The organism is Microbacterium sp. MF43 (assembly GCF_012847295.1).
Lineage (GTDB): Bacteria > Actinomycetota > Actinomycetes > Actinomycetales > Microbacteriaceae > Microbacterium.
In genome coordinates this window covers 64467-78836 of the sequence record NZ_JABBDY010000003.1, presented here as the reverse complement: position 1 = coordinate 78836, position 14370 = coordinate 64467, and the positions used below count along the sequence as shown (strand labels likewise).

Genomic DNA, 14370 nt, shown 5'->3' with positions numbered 1-14370 from the left:
GGCGCGGGCGCTCAGACCCAGGCGCGCCGCACCGCTTCCGCGCCGAGCTGCATGCGAGTGGTGACGCCCGCCACCTCCATGAGGTCGGCGACCCGACGCTGCACGGTGCGCAGCGAGATTCCGAGCTGCGTCGCGGCCGCGGCATCCGTCACCCCCAGCAGAAGCAGGCGGAGGAGGTCGCGGTCGACATCCTCGGTGGTGTGGACCGCCGCGATCGGGAGGAACTCGGTGGCAGAGCGCCAGTACTCCTCGAAGATGGAGATCACCAGGTCGAGCAGCCCGCTCGGGTGGATCAGCAGCGCGCCGAAGCCCGCATCCTCGGCCTGAGAGCGCATCGGCACGAGGGCCATCTGGTCGTCGGCGATGAACATGCGCGTCGGCAGGGTGGGAAGAACGCGCACCTCCTCGCCGATCAGCGCCATCTCGCGCGCTGCCGTGAGGAATCCCGGCCGCTGCAGCACCGCGCTCTCGACGATCACGCGGTAGCGCACGCCGCGGGCGAGCGCGCGGTCCTCCTCGACGTTCTCCTCCCCGCTCACCAGAGCCACCTCGTTCAGCACGAGCACCCGCACCTCGCCGGTCGCGGCCGCCTGCAACTGTGCGACGCGCTGACGCACGGCGTCGTCTCCGAGCACCACGTCGACGACGTCGGCCACGCTGCGCTGCTCGGCGGAACGCCGGTAGAGGTCGCTCAGCTCGACGAGCGCCTCGTGTGCACGAGTGAGTCCGCGTTCCTTCTCCAGCAGCAGAGGGCGCAGCGCCATGGACGGCGGAGATGCGGCGAAGCGATCGCTGCTCGCCGCCTGGCGCGCGAGCAGGCCGAGACGCTCGAGCTCGGCGACGATCGGCCGCACCCGCGGCAGCGACATGCTGAGTGTCGAGGCGACTTCTTGGGGTGACGCGGAGTGCTGCTGCATCACGCAGCGATAGACCGCGGTGTGTGCGTCATCGAGTCCGAGCGCTTCGAGCATCGTGGCCTTCCCCATGGCTCGATCGTCACCCGCCCGCGCTGGCGGATGATGGCCATGGCATTTCTCCGCCACCACTCTAGGCGACAGGTCGTGTGAGCCTTTCATGCGGAACCCCTACCCCCGAGAGGCTCACGCATGTCACGACCCCAGCCCACCGGCCGTCGTCTGCGCCCCATCGTCGCCGCCACAAGCGGACTGGCGATCGGCGTCGCAGGCCTCGGCCTCACGACTCTGCCGGCGGCTGCACGATCCGTCGACGATCCCCCCGCCACCAGCGCGGCCGCCGGCAGCTCCCACACCGTCACCCTGATCACCGGCGATCGCGTGACCCTCACCGAAATGGGAGACGGCACGCAGACCGTCGACGTCGACACCGCCGTCGACGGAGCCGGCGTGCACACCTACCGTCTCGGCGACGACTTCCACGTCCTTCCCGCGACGGCGCTGCCCTTCGTCGCATCCGGAGTCCTCGACGGCGACCTCTTCAACGTGTCGATGCTCATCGAATACGGCTACGACGACGCCTCGGTCGACGCGACGCCGATCATCGTCGAGCAGGCCGCCGGACCGCGCAGCTACTCCGCGCCGGTCCCCGGTCTCGAGGTGCAGTCGGAGCTCGAGAGCATCGGCGCTGCCGCCGCCACCGTGGGCCACGCCGACGCGGCCGCCGCCTGGCAGGCCCTCACCGCCCCCGGCGCGCAGTCCTTCTCCACGGCGCCGACCCTGGCGGGCGGCATCGAGGCCATCCACCTCGACGGCAAGGTGCAGGCGACGCTCGACTCGAGCGTCGACTACATCGACGCGCCCGAGGCGTGGGCCGACGGCTACACCGGCGATGGCGTCACCGTCGCGGTCCTCGACACCGGCTACGACGACACGCACCCCGACCTCGAGGGCCGCGTGCTCGCGAGCTCGAAGAGCTTCGTGCCGGACGAGGCCGTGAGCGACGACCCCAACGGTCACGGCACCCACGTCGCCTCCACCATCGCGGGCACCGGCGCCGCGAGCGACGGCACGCACCGCGGTGTCGCTGACGGCGCAGACCTGCTCGTGGGCAAGGTGCTCGGCGCAGACGGCTGGGGCCAGGACTCCTGGATCATCGAGGCCATGGAATGGGCGGGCCGGAACGCGCCCATCGTGTCGATGAGCCTCGGCTCGCCGCAGCCCTCCGACGGCAAGGACCTCATGTCGGAGTCGCTCAATCGCATCGCCGAAGAGACCGGCTCGCTGTTCATCGTCGCCGCGGGCAACAGCGGCGCGCCCGAGACGATCGGCTCCCCCGGCTCCGCGGCCCAGGCCTTCACCGTCGGCTCGGTCGATGACCCGTCCGGCCGGCTGTCCTACTTCAGCAGCCAGGGACCGCTCTCCCGCTCGGGCGCGCTCAAGCCCGACGTGACCGGACCGGGTAACGACGTGACTGCTGCCCGCTCCGCCGACAGCGGGGGCGAAGGCGCCTATGTCTCGATGAGCGGCACGTCGATGGCGACGCCGCACGTGGCCGGCGCCGCCGCGATCCTCCTCGGCGCGAACCCCGACTACACGACGGCTCAGCTCAAGGCGGCACTCGCGAGCACCGCCGTCGACGCCGGCAACACTTCCTATCAGGGCGGCTCGGGCGTCATCGACGTCGATGCCGCGCTCGAGACGCCGGTCGTGGCATCCGGATCCGGAGATTTCGGCATGCTCATGTGGGGCGAAGAGCCCACTCCGGTCGAGCGCGTGGTCGAGTTCACGAACCGATCGGATGCCGAGCTCACCGTCGCTCTCGAGGCGACGCTCGTCGACACCACCCCGCGCGGCGACGAGGGCCCCGGCCCGCTGTCGGCGGGCATCGCGTTCGACGCCCTGACGCTCGGCGCCGATGCGCTGACCATCCCCGCGGGCGAGACCGCGTCGGTGACGATGACGGTCGACCCGGCCAAGATCCCCGCAGGCACGCAGCTGTCGGGCGTGCTCGTCGGCTCGGTGGACGGCGAGCCCGTCACGCGAACCGCGCTGGGCACCATCGCCGAGGCGGAGCGTTACGACCTGACGATCACGGCGAAGGACTTCGAGGGCAACCCGACCACCGCGCAGGCGGTGCTGTGGAACCCCGCGGTGAAGGCCGGCGAGCCGATCATGGTCGAGGGCGAGACGACCATGCGCCTCACCAAGGGCGAATACACCGTCCTCGCCTACATGGAGCTCGATCGCACCCCCGACCGCAGGGCCACGGTGCTGACGGGCGAGCCGCTGCTGACGCTCGACCAGAACCGCAGCGTCACGCTCGACGCGAGCACGTCGAAGCAGGTCACGCTCGACATCGACCGCGAGGGGCTCACCGAGAGCTACGCGCGCATGGACGTGCAGGCGGGCAACTTCTTCGCCGGCGTTCAGATGCCGGTGTGGAACGACGAGATGTGGGCACAGCCCATGACGGTCGACGACACCGAGTTCAGCTTCAACGCCCGCTGGCGCCTGCAGACGCCGATGCTGTCGCTGAAGGTCGGCAAGAAGCCGCTCGACCTCATCGAGCAGATCGGCGGAACGCTCCTCGACGGTTCCTTCAAGGCCGACGCGGTCGATGTCGGCAACGGCAGCGCCGAGGCGTTCGCCGCGGTCGATGTCAAGGGCAAGGTGGCCGTCGTCACTCGCTCGGCCGAGGTGACCGGGCCCCAGCGCGCGGCGAACGCGGCGGCCGCAGGCGCGAAGCTGCTCATCGTCGTGAACGACCGCGATGGCGAGTTCAACGAGTGGACGGGGTCCGAGGACTTCTCCCAGCTCGCTCCGATCCCGGTCGCCGGCATCAGCGGCGTCGAGGGGCGGGCGCTGCTCGCCCAGCTGGCGAAGAGCAAGGTGTCGGTCGCAGCCGTCGGCACGCCCCACACCGATGTCGTCTACGACATCGCGGAGTTCGCCGACGGAGAGATCCCGACCGACCTCGCCTTCGCGCCGAAGGACCTGGCCCGCATCGACACCCGTTTCCACGGCCAGACCGAGGATATGGCCGAGTTCCGGTACGACTTCGTCCCGAGTCGCTCCTTCGGCATGGGCGCGCCGTACCGTGCGCAGCGCGGGATGGATCGCGAGGAGTGGGTCAACACCGAGGGCATCCGCTGGAACCAGTGGGTCGGTGTCGACTCGGTCCGCTGGGAGGTTCGCGACAAGCCGCGCAGCTACACCACCGGCGAGCGCACCGAGGCCGAGTACTTCGGCGGGATCGTGCGACCGAACATCGGCGTCGGGTTCTGGGTGCCCTACCGCACCTCGGACTGGTCGCAGATCAACATCCCGAGCTGGGGCGACGGCGGCAACGGCGACCGGACCGGCACGTTCGACACGTGGATGGAACCGGCGCCCGCCGTGCAGAAGACCGATCTGTACATCGACGGAGAGCTGTTCTCGCAGCACAACGGGCAGGGCGCGAACCCGTACAACCTGCCCGATGGCGACCAGATGTGGCGCGTGGTGAGCACCGCGACCCACGACGGCTCGCACCTCGAAGGTTCGACCCGGACGGTGACGGACTGGACGTTCCACTCCGAGGGCAGGCTCGGCGACCCGACGTTCCGCCTGCTCCCGATGATCAGCGCCTACTACGACGTCGAGGTGAACGCCGACAACAAGGTGGGAGAGGGCCGCAAGAAGGGCGCGCGGATCCCGCTCGGCCTCGAGCTGGGTCACGTCGCGGGCAGCGCTCCGGCCGGCGCCATCGTGGAGGCGACGCTCGAGGCCCGCACCGCGGGCGGCGAGTGGAAGCGGATCACGCTGAAGAACGCGGAGACGGATGCCCCCACCGGCGCCGTCGAGGGCGACGGCTTCATCTTCGTCGACTCGCGCGCGTGGGTCAGCGGCTTCTCCGCCGAGATCCCGGTGTCCGACAAGGGCGGCTGGGTCGACCTGCGCGTCACCGCGAAGGATGCCGCCGGCAACTCGTTCTCTCAGGAGATCGAGAAGGCCTTCCAGGCGACCGCCGCGAAGGGCGTCAAGCCCTGAGCTGAGTACCCGGGGAGGGCCCCGTCCGCTGATGGCGGCGGGGCCCTTCCGGCTGTCCGGACTACCGCAGCGCGGTGCGGCTGGTGGCCGTGGACTCCAAGGCGACACCGTCGGGCACGAACAGGGTCAGGACGGGCGGATGCCACGACCCGGCGACCGTCACCCGCGCCGATACGCCGTCCGGGGTGCCCGCCGAGACGAGCACCGCTCCCCCGCCCGCCGCGGTCACGATCTCCTCGGCCTGCGCTCGAACCCCGTCCGACGTCAGCACCGCGACGGGCTCGCCGCTCTCGACGCTGAGCTCGAAGCCGTCCGCGGCGGCCAGAGCCGCGGCATCCGCCAGCGCGTCCAGCCGCTTCTGCGAGAGATACAGGCTCGTCGCATCCACGCAGACCAGCACGGCGACGAGCGCGAGGGCGGCGTAGCCGAGGGTCAGGATGAGGACGCTGCCCTCGTCATCGTCAGCGAGACGGCGCCGGCGCGTCACTGCGTCCCCCAGAACCGTGAGACCTTGTGCACCGCCGTCGCTTCGAGGGGAATGCGCGCGAGTCGGTCCAGCCCGAGAACCGGCGGAGCGAGCGGGAGCACGACCGACGTGCGCAGCGTGACGACCAATGTCGCCCCGGGCCGCGGACACGCACCGCCGGCCGGACGACACGCCACGCTCAGCGTGACGGCATCCGGGTCCAGTCCGTACTCGTCGACGATCGACGCCACGATGCGGTCGGCGCGATCCCGCGCCTGCTCGGCGTCGGCCGCCGTCGCAATCGCTCGGGCCGCGTGTCGCGCGCCCGCCTCGGCGCCGAGCGCCTGCCCTTGGATGAGCCCGAGCGCGAGAATCAGGTACACGAGCGGCACGAGAAGCACGAGGCCCACGAGGATGAACTCGAGTGCCGCCGATCCTCGTTCGGCGTCATCCGAGGCCGAAGGCGCGGGCGAGTCAGTCGAACGATTCCGCGGGTGCATGCGCCGTCACCTCCAGTGCGTGCGACATGCCCAAAAGTCCGACCAGGGGCAGCGTCGTGCGGACGGTGACCTGCACGACGGCCCCACCCGCCGACGTCGTCTCGCTCACCGAGACCTCCCCTGCGAACTCGGATCCGACCGTGCGTGTCACGATCTCCCTCGTGCGTGCTTCTCCGTCGGCGAGCGAGGTGTCGGCGAGCGCAGCGTGATAGGCCCCCTCGACGGCGGCGTCGTGCACGACGTTTCGCACATAGACGCCCAGGCCGAACTGCAGCACGGCGAGCGTGAGGAGGGTGAGCAGTCCGCCGACGAGCACGAACTCGACGGGACTGGACCCCTCGTCTCCTCCCGCCGCGGCGCGCAGCCTCGCCAGGATGCCCGACATCGCTCAGAAGCCGGAGACGCGCGAGATCGCCTGCTCGAACAGCGACACCAGCGCCGGACCGGCGAGCGCCCAGATCACCACGACGAGTCCCGCCGTCATGAGGGTGATCAGCACCCAGCCGGGAACGTCCCCGCGTTCCTCCTCGTGAAGCTCGCGGGCGACGGCCCGAAGCCGCGCGATCGGGCGGCTGAGGTATCGAGGGATCATTCTTCTTCTCCTTTGAACGGACGTCAGCCGACGCCGAGGCGCAGCATGAACACTCCCGGGAACACGGCGAACAGCACGCTGAGCGGGAGGATGAGGAAAACGAGCGGGACGAGCATGTAGATCTCCTTCCGCCCTGCACGCTCGATAAGGGTGCGCTTCGCCCCTTCGCGAGCATCGAGAGCCTGCGCGTGCAGCACGCCGGCCAAGGGTGCGCCGCGGTCGATCGCCGCGATGAGCTGGTCGACCGTGCGGGAGAGTGCGGGGATCTGCAGTCGGTCGGATAAGCCGGCGAGCGCGTCGGGCAGCGACGAGCCCGTCCCCACGGCGACCACCAGCGCGCGGAGCTCCTGCGTCAGCTCGCCCGCTCCGAGGGAGCTGACCCTCCGCAGCGAGTCGAGGATCCCCTCTCCGGCAGACAGGCACAGCGCCACGAACTCGAGGACGGTCGGCAGCTGCTCTTCGATCCGGGTCACTCTCGCTTTGGCGGCGTGGGTGAGCCACATGTCGCACCCCAGCACTCCGACCGCGGCGAACACCGGTGGAAGCACGGCGAGCGAGGGCGCTCCTCGACCGAGCAGGACCGCGACCACGACGATCACGCCGCCGGCGACGAGCCCCGCGATGGCCCATGCGAGCTGGCGTGCACGAAAGGTCGAGGCATCCGCGGCAGAACCCGCCTGATGAAGTCGGCGTCGGATCGACGCGTCACCTCCCGCCGCCCGTGCGAATCGGTGCTGCAGCCCGGCCCACGCGAGCGTGAGATCCCGGGTGGCGAGAGGCGGATCGAGGCCCAGCCCCCGTGGCTCCGTGACGTCGCGGATGTACGGCGCGATACGGCGGGCCAGCGACGGTGCACCCCACCGGCGGGCGCGGGACAGCGCGAGGCACACCCCGACACCGAGAGCGGACCCGAGCGTGACCGCGAAGGCGAGATCGTCCGCTGCGATCGCGATCATCCGAACCACCGCCGCGGCTCGGGAAGCCGGCCGAGGCGCAGCATCACACGGAAGGCCACGAACGACACACCCGCTCCGGCGAGGATCAGCGCGATGCCCTCCGGCGATCCGTACGCGCGCGCTCCTTCAGGGCGCATGGCGAGCAGCCCGAGGATGACCCACGGCGCGGAGACCCCGAGCACGGCCGCGCCGCGGATCCAGGATTGTCGCGACTCCACCTCGGCCCGGAGCGTGGAGTCGGCGCGAACGGATGCCGCGAGAGCACGCAGCACGGGTGTCAGCTCGGTTCCACCGACCTGACGTGCCATGCGCAGCGTCTCGATGATCCGATCGGCGACGGGGTCGGCCAGCCTCGACTTCAGGCGCTGCGCACTCGAGTCGAAATGACCGGATGCCGCGATGTCCCTCGCGAACCCGGCGAACGCCGGCCTCAGCTCGATCGGGGCGGACTCCCCCAGCGTCGCGACGGCGTCGGGCAGCGACATCCCCGCGCGCACGGAGGCGATGAGCAGGTCGCACACGTCGGGCCAGAGTCCGCGGCGAACGCGAAGGAGCCGCGAGCGTCGTGCGCGCAGCCACGCGAACGGTGCGGCGCCGCCCGCCAGCGCCGCCACGAGGCACAGCACCGGGACGGGCACGATCAGCCACGCGACGGCGGCCGCCACCGCCGCGCCGCATGTCGACGTGATGACGACGGTGCCCGGGGCGATGCGGCCGAGACCCGCAGACTCGAGCAGCCGGACGAACCGGGCCGTCCGCGCCGTGCGCGTCCGCGCGCCTCGCGCCGGCCACAGCCAGGGCGACAGGGAGAGCAGCACGCCCGCCGCCAGCACGGCGCCCCAGACGAAGGTCATGAGTCGGCCCGGTAGAGCGTCCGTGCCATCAGCACGCCGTCGTCGAGCCCGGTCGGCTCCACGATCTCGGCGACCCGGCGGTGACCCGAGGCGTCGCGCTCGCAGTGGACGACGAGGTCGACGGATGCCGCGACCGCCGGAAGCACGAAGGCGGCGTCGATATTGCGACCGGCGAGGAGGGGCAGCGCTGCGAGCTTCGTGAGCGCCTCGCGCGCCGAATTGGCGTGAATGGTCGCCGCGCCGGGCACGCCGGTGTTGAGGGCGAGGAGGAGATCCAGCGCCTCCGCATCGCGGACCTCGCCCACGACGAGCCGATCGGGGCGCATGCGGAGCGCCTCCTTCACGAGACGCCGCAGCGACACCTCCCCCGTGCCCTCCAGGCTCGGCTGACGTCCCTGCATCGCCACCAGGTCGGGGGCGGCAACCGCGAGCTCGAACGTCTCCTCGACGGTGACGATGCGGTGCGCGGGAGGGCAGGCGGCGATGAGCGCGGCGAGGAGGGTCGTCTTGCCGGCGTGCGTCGCGCCGGACACGAGCACCGAGGACCCGGATGCCATCGCCGCGCCGAGCAGATCCGCCGCGTGCGCCGACAGCGAGCGCGCCGAGACCAGCCGGTCGAGTTCGCGGAACGCCGGAAGGAACTTGCGGATGTTCACCGCCCAGTGCCGCCGCGTGATGTCGGGAATCACGACGTGCAGCCGCGAGCCGTCCGGAAGCGAAGCGTCGACGAAGGGCTGACTCAGATCGACACGGCGCCCGCTGGTGTGCAGCATCCGTTCCACCAGGTCGCGCACCGCGGTGTCGGTGAGCACCAGCGGGACCCGCTCGGGCACACCTCCGCGGGCGACGAAGATCCGGTCGGGCGCGTTGATCCACAACTCCTCGACCGTCGGGTCATCGAGATACGCCTGCAGCGGCCCGTAGCCGGCGACTGCGGCGAGCACGTCTCGAACGCACGCGGATTCGTCGTCGACCGTCGCGAGCCCTCGGGCCAGCGCGAAGTCGTTGTGCCGGCGGACTTCGGCCCACGCGATCTGCGCGGCCGTCTCGGGGTCGCGGGTCGGGTCGCTGCGCTCGGCACGGAGCCGCTCGCGCACGCGCTCGGCGACGACCGCGGCGGGTGCGAGAGGAGCAGTCGATGCAGGCACCGAAGAATCCTCGCAAGTCGGGCAAGCGCCATCCCGAAGTTATCCACAGGGTGCGGCGAGCGCGCGCTCGGTGCAGGATGGGAGCACGCGGAAGGAGCGACCATGGGCGGCGCGAAGAGAGAACTCAAGCCGGGCGCGCAGGCGGCACTGGGGCTACTGGGGATCGTCCAGGTGGCGTTCGCCTTCTTGGCGTTCTGGGACCTCGGTCACCGGGCACCGACCGAAGTGCGCGGACCGAAGTGGGCGTGGATCCCCGCGATCCTCGTCAACTGGATCGGCCCCGCCAGCTACTTCCTCTTCGGCATCCGGCGCTGACACTCCGGGGGCAGGCCCCACAGCCGTCACTCAGTGGCCTCAGTAGACTGAACCCACTCGCGGGAGTGGTGGAATTGGCAGACACGCAGGATTTAGGTTCCTGTGCCTCCGGGCGTGTGGGTTCAAGTCCCACCTTCCGCACGCAGCCGCATACGCGCTGACATCGCCGACCGCCTCATCGACGGGAAACGACCTTGCACCCCACCGCACTCATCCCCTGGCTCGACCCCGCAGCGATCATCGAATGGGCCGGCCCCTGGGCGCTCGTCGTCGTGTGCTTCATCGTGTTCGCCGAGACGGGCCTGCTGGTCGGCTTCCTGCTGCCCGGCGACACGCTGCTGATCATCGCCGGACTTCTGTCGCACCCGCAGGATTACGCGCCCAACGGCGTCTTCGGGCTCAGCGTCTGGTGGGTGGCCCTGCTCATCGGACTCTCGGCGTTCGTCGGCGGTGAGGTCGGCTACTACATCGGCCACAAGGGCGGGCCGGCCGTCTTCGAGAAGAAGGAGTCGGGCCTGTTCAGCGTCAAGAACGTCGAACGAACCAATGCGTTCTTCGAGCGGTTCGGCGGCCTGACGATCATCCTGGCCCGCTTCGTTCCGATCGTCCGCACCTTCGCGCCCGTCGCGGCGGGCGTGGGGCACATGAACAAGTGGCGCTACACGCTCTACAACTTCATCGGCGCGGTGATCTGGGGCTTCGGCCTGACGATGTTCGGCTACCTCATCGGCTTCATCCCGCCCGTCGCCGACTTCGTCGAGAACTACATCGACCTCATCCTGCTCTTCGCCGTCGGCGGAACGGCCGCCGTGACGCTCTGGCACTACCTGCGGGAGCGGAGCAAGGCCAAGAAGGCCGCCGCTGCCGGCGAGGACGTCGTGACCGACCACCAGGAGGCCGAGGCGCTCGTGCTCGACGCCGACGTGTTCGACCGCGGCCCCGAGCCGGGACACCACGAGGGCGAGGCCCCCAAGGCCTGACTCAGGAGGCTTTCGCGGTCTTCTTCGCCGCCGGCTTCTTCGCGGCCGGCTTCTTCGCGGCCGGCTTCTTCCCGTCGCCCGTGGCCGACGTCTTCGACGCAGGCTGGGAGGCGGACTTCGCGGATGCCTTGTCCGCCGACTTCGCGGTGGCCGAGGCATCCCTCCCCTCACGCGCCGCGCGCGAGCGCTCGACGCTCGCCCGCAGCGCGGCCATGAGGTCGATCACCTCGCCGCCGGCGTCCTCCTCCTCGCGCTCGCCGAAGGTCTCCGACGTGTCGAGCGCGTCGCCCTTCTCGAGCTTCGCGTCGATGAGGATCCGCAGCTCCCGCTGGTAGTCGTCCTCGAACTCCTCGGGGTCGAAGTCGCTCGCGAAGCTCTCGACGAGCGCCGCCGACATCTCGAGCTCCTTCGCCGAGATGCGCACGCTCTCGTCGAGCGCCGGGAACGACGCCTCGCGCACTTCGTCGGCCCACAGGAGGGTCTGCAGCACCAGCACGTCGCCGCGCACGCGCAGTGCGGCGAGGCGGGTCTTCTGGCGAAGCGAGAAACGCACGATCGCCGTCCGGTCGGTCTGCTCGAGCGTCTTGCGCAGCAGCACGTACGCCTTCGGCGACGCCGAGTCCGGCTCCAGGTAGTACGCCTTGTCGAGTGTGAGGAGGTCGACCTGCTCGCTGGGCACGAACTCCACGACGTCGATCTCACGGCTCTTCTCAGCGGGAAGCGACGCGAGATCCTCCTTGGTGAGCACGACGGTCTTCTCCCCGTCGTCGTACGCCTTGTCGATGTCCTGGTAGGGAACGACTTCGCCGTCGATCTCGCACACGCGCTGGTAGCGGATGCGTCCGCCGTCCTTGTTGTGCACCTGGTGCAGCGACACGTCGTGGTCCTCTGTCGCCGAATACACCTTGACCGGAACGTTGACCAGCCCGAAGGTCAGCGCGCCCTTCCAGATCGCTCTCATCGCACCAGTACACACCGGTCGCACCGGTCACGGCTAGCCCGCGCACGAGTCTTGACTTCTCACGGCAGGATGGGCGCATGGCCCAGCCGTGGGGAAAGCCCGCCGAGCAGCTCGTGAGCATCGGCGGCAGGCGCCTGCGCATCACGAACCTCGACAAGGTGATGTATCCCGAGACGGGGACGACCAAGGGCGAGGTGATCGACTACTACACGCGTATCGCTCCCCTGCTCATCCCCCATGTGATCGGCCGTCCCGTGACCCGCAAGCGCTGGGTCGAGGGCGTCGGCACCGACGAGCACCCCGAGCCGGTGTTCTTCGCGAAGGACCTCGAGCGCGGCGCCCCGTCGTGGGTCAAGCGGATGCCGATCCCCCACTCCTCGGGCACCAAGGACTACCCGCTGGTCGGCGACATCCCGACCCTCGTCTACCTCGCGCAGGTCGCGAGCCTCGAGCTCCACGTGCCCCAATGGCGTTTCACTCCTGACGGCGAGCGCGGCTTCGCCGACCGCCTCGTGCTCGACCTCGACCCGGGACCGGGCGCCGGTCTGCGGGAGTGCGCGGTCGTGGCGGGCTGGGCACGGGGCATCCTGCTCGACATGGGCCTCGACCCCTACCCGGTGACCAGCGGCAGCAAGGGCATCCACCTCTACACCGCGCTGCCCGAGGGACAGACGAGCGAGCAGTCCTCGGCCATCGCGAAGGAGCTCGCCCGCGCCATCGAGGCCGATCACCCCGACCTCGTCGTGAGCAGCATGAAGAAGACCGAGCGGCACGGCAAGGTGCTCATCGACTGGAGCCAGAACAACGGCTCGAAGACGACGATCGCCCCGTACTCGCTGCGCGGGAGGCCGCACCCGACGGTCGCCGCTCCCCGCACCTGGGACGAGCTGGACGACCCGGGACTGCGACACCTCCTCTTCGACGAGGTCCTCGAGCGGATGGCAGAGATCGGCGACCCGCTGGACCCACTAGGCTTTCACGCCGGCGGGCGCGAAGCCGAAGCGGGGCCGCTGTCGGCGTACATCGCCAAGCGGAGCGCCTCGAAGACGCCCGAGCCGGTGCCCGAGAACCCGCTCGGAGCGACGCCGCACGGCGACAAGCCGATCTTCGTGATCCAGGAGCACCACGCGAGCCGCCTCCACTGGGACTTCCGGCTGGAGCGTGACGGGGTGCTGGTCAGCTGGGCGGTGCCGCGCGGCGTGCCGCACTCGTACACGCGCAACAACCTCGCGGTCATGACCGAGGACCACCCGATGGACTACGCGAGCTTCGAGGGGACGATCCCCGCCGGCGAGTACGGCGGCGGCACGGTCACGATCTGGGACGACGGCCGGTACGAGCTGGAGAAGTGGCGTGACGACGAGATCATCGCCACCCTCGAGGGGCGTCCGGGCGGACCGCTCGGACGCGTGCGTCTGGCGCTCATCCGCACCGAGGGCGAGGGCGAGAAGTCCTCGTGGCTCCTGCACCGGATGAAGACGGATGCCTCGGGCCACCCGCAACCGGACGGGATCCCCGTCGAGCCGAGCCCGCACGCCGACGAGCCGCGGAGGCCCGCACCCGCCTCTCGGGCACGCAGCGCGGCGTCGGCGGCCATCCCCCATCGCGCCGGACGGGCCGCTCGCGCCGGCTCCGGCCCGAGCGCCCCCGGCGAGCCGATGCCGTGGCCACCTCGGGTGGAGGACCTGCGGCCGATGCTCGCGACGAACTCGACCGCGGGGCTCGCGCGCCAGGCCGCGGCCCGGTGGGACGGTCCGCAGTGGGTCGAGGGCAAGTGGGACGGCATCCGCGCCGTCGGCGTGTGGGACGGCTCGCGTCTGCGTCTGTATGCGCGCAGCGGCAACGAAGTGACGCACCGCTACCCCGAGCTGACCGATGTCGACGCGCGGCTGGGCCCCGACACGGCGGTGGTCGACGGCGAGCTCGTGGCGCTCGAGCCGAGCGGCCGCCCGAGCTTCCCGCTCCTGCAGACGCGCATGAACCTCGAACGACCCGGTGAGATCTCCCGCGAAGCGCGCCGCGTACCCGTGCGCTACTACCTGTTCGACGTGCTGGCGCAGGGCCGAGCGGACCTCGCCGGCCTGCCGCTCACCGAGCGACGGGACATCCTGGAGTCACTCGCATCCCACGCGATCGACGCGGTGAGCGTCCCGCCGGTCTTCGACGACCTCGATGCGGCGCTCGAGGCCAGTTCGCGCCTCCGGCTCGAGGGAGTGATGGTCAAGAACCCGTCATCGCACTACCTGCGGGGCACCCGATCGGAATCGTGGCTGAAGGTCAAGCACACCCGCACGCAGGATGTGGTCATCGCGGGCATCCGACCCGGCAAAGGCGGTCGCAGCGGCACCTTCGGATCGCTGCTGCTCGGCATCCCGGACGACGAGGGGCTACGGTATGCCGGCCGGGTGGGCACCGGCTTCAGCGACAAGACCCTGGCGACCCTCCTTCGCACCCTCACACCGCTGCGCACCGAGGAGAACCCGCTCGTCGGCGTGCCGAGCCTCGACGCCCGTGACGCGCTGTGGGTGAGACCCGAACTGGTCGGGGAGGTCGAGTACGGCGAGTTCACCCCCGGCGGGATCCTCCGTCATCCCCGGTGGCGCGGACTGCGCCCCGACAAGAGCCCCGCCGACGTTCGTCGCGAGGACTGAC

General features: G+C 70.5%; 13 protein-coding genes and 1 tRNA gene. 5 read left to right on the top strand and 9 right to left on the bottom strand.

Translation table 11 applies throughout. The features are described 5' to 3' along the window. Positions 1–11: 11 nt before the first annotated feature. A complete protein-coding gene (locus tag HF323_RS08740) occupies positions 12–986 on the bottom strand; it encodes a transcriptional regulator TrmB (RefSeq protein WP_223169301.1) in 975 nt (324 codons plus the stop codon). 120 nt (positions 987–1106) lie between these two features. On the opposite strand from HF323_RS08740, the gene HF323_RS08735 reads away from it, so the two are divergent. Next, the gene (locus HF323_RS08735) at positions 1107–4946 is read left to right on the top strand and encodes a S8 family serine peptidase (protein WP_169582222.1); all 3840 of its coding nucleotides are present in this window, start codon (positions 1107–1109) and stop codon (positions 4944–4946) included. A gap of 61 nt (positions 4947–5007) precedes the next feature. Here HF323_RS08735 and HF323_RS08730 read toward each other — a convergent pair whose 3' ends face one another. The 7 genes from HF323_RS08730 to HF323_RS08700 form a co-directional block, all read right to left on the bottom strand. Beyond that, the gene (locus HF323_RS08730; protein WP_169582221.1) at positions 5008–5433 is read right to left on the bottom strand and encodes a pilus assembly protein TadG-related protein; all 426 of its coding nucleotides are present in this window, start codon (positions 5431–5433) and stop codon (positions 5008–5010) included. Beyond that, complete coding sequence (locus tag HF323_RS08725) at positions 5430–5822, bottom strand: TadE family protein (protein WP_317451037.1); 393 nt, start codon at positions 5820–5822, stop codon at positions 5430–5432. The genes HF323_RS08730 and HF323_RS08725 overlap by 4 nt, the downstream gene beginning before the upstream one ends. Positions 5823–5886: 64 nt before the next feature. Then, positions 5887–6297 carry a TadE/TadG family type IV pilus assembly protein gene (locus tag HF323_RS08720; RefSeq protein WP_169582219.1) on the bottom strand — a complete coding sequence of 137 codons (411 nt, stop codon included), beginning with the start codon at positions 6295–6297 and terminating at the stop codon, positions 5887–5889. A 3-nt stretch (positions 6298–6300) separates the two neighbouring features. Next, positions 6301–6504, bottom strand: a complete 204-nt coding sequence (locus HF323_RS08715) for a hypothetical protein (protein ID WP_169582218.1) — start codon at positions 6502–6504, stop codon at positions 6301–6303. Positions 6505–6527: 23 nt separating this feature from the next. Then, positions 6528–7460, bottom strand: coding sequence for a type II secretion system F family protein (locus tag HF323_RS08710; protein ID WP_169582217.1), 933 nt, complete (start codon positions 7458–7460; stop codon positions 6528–6530). After that, entirely contained in the window at positions 7457–8314 is an 858-nt protein-coding gene (locus HF323_RS08705; RefSeq protein ID WP_169582216.1) for a type II secretion system F family protein, read from the bottom strand. The genes HF323_RS08710 and HF323_RS08705 overlap by 4 nt, the downstream gene beginning before the upstream one ends. Beyond that, on the bottom strand, positions 8311–9462 hold the full coding sequence (locus HF323_RS08700; protein ID WP_169582215.1) for an ATPase, T2SS/T4P/T4SS family: 1152 nt from the start codon (positions 9460–9462) through the stop codon (positions 8311–8313). Before HF323_RS08700 ends, HF323_RS08705 begins: the two co-directional genes overlap by 4 nt. Before the next feature lie 102 nt (positions 9463–9564). Here HF323_RS08700 and HF323_RS08695 point away from each other — a divergent pair, with 102 nt between their 5' ends. From HF323_RS08695 to HF323_RS08685, 3 genes are all read left to right on the top strand, one after another. Further along, positions 9565–9777: a PLDc N-terminal domain-containing protein gene (locus tag HF323_RS08695; RefSeq protein ID WP_169582214.1), complete on the top strand. Its 213-nt coding sequence runs from the start codon at positions 9565–9567 to the stop codon at positions 9775–9777. A gap of 59 nt (positions 9778–9836) precedes the next feature. Continuing rightward, a tRNA-Leu gene (locus tag HF323_RS08690) sits at positions 9837–9918 on the top strand. Positions 9919–9971: 53 nt separating this feature from the next. Next, positions 9972–10757, top strand: a complete 786-nt coding sequence (locus HF323_RS08685; protein ID WP_169582213.1) for a VTT domain-containing protein — start codon at positions 9972–9974, stop codon at positions 10755–10757. A gap of 1 nt (position 10758) precedes the next feature. Here HF323_RS08685 and HF323_RS08680 read toward each other — a convergent pair whose 3' ends face one another. Continuing rightward, the gene (locus tag HF323_RS08680; protein WP_169582212.1) at positions 10759–11718 is read right to left on the bottom strand and encodes a Ku protein; all 960 of its coding nucleotides are present in this window, start codon (positions 11716–11718) and stop codon (positions 10759–10761) included. Positions 11719–11795: 77 nt separating this feature from the next. Here HF323_RS08680 and HF323_RS08675 point away from each other — a divergent pair, with 77 nt between their 5' ends. Then, positions 11796–14369: an ATP-dependent DNA ligase gene (locus HF323_RS08675; RefSeq protein ID WP_169582211.1), complete on the top strand. Its 2574-nt coding sequence runs from the start codon at positions 11796–11798 to the stop codon at positions 14367–14369. The last annotated feature ends 1 nt before the right edge of the window (position 14370 follow it).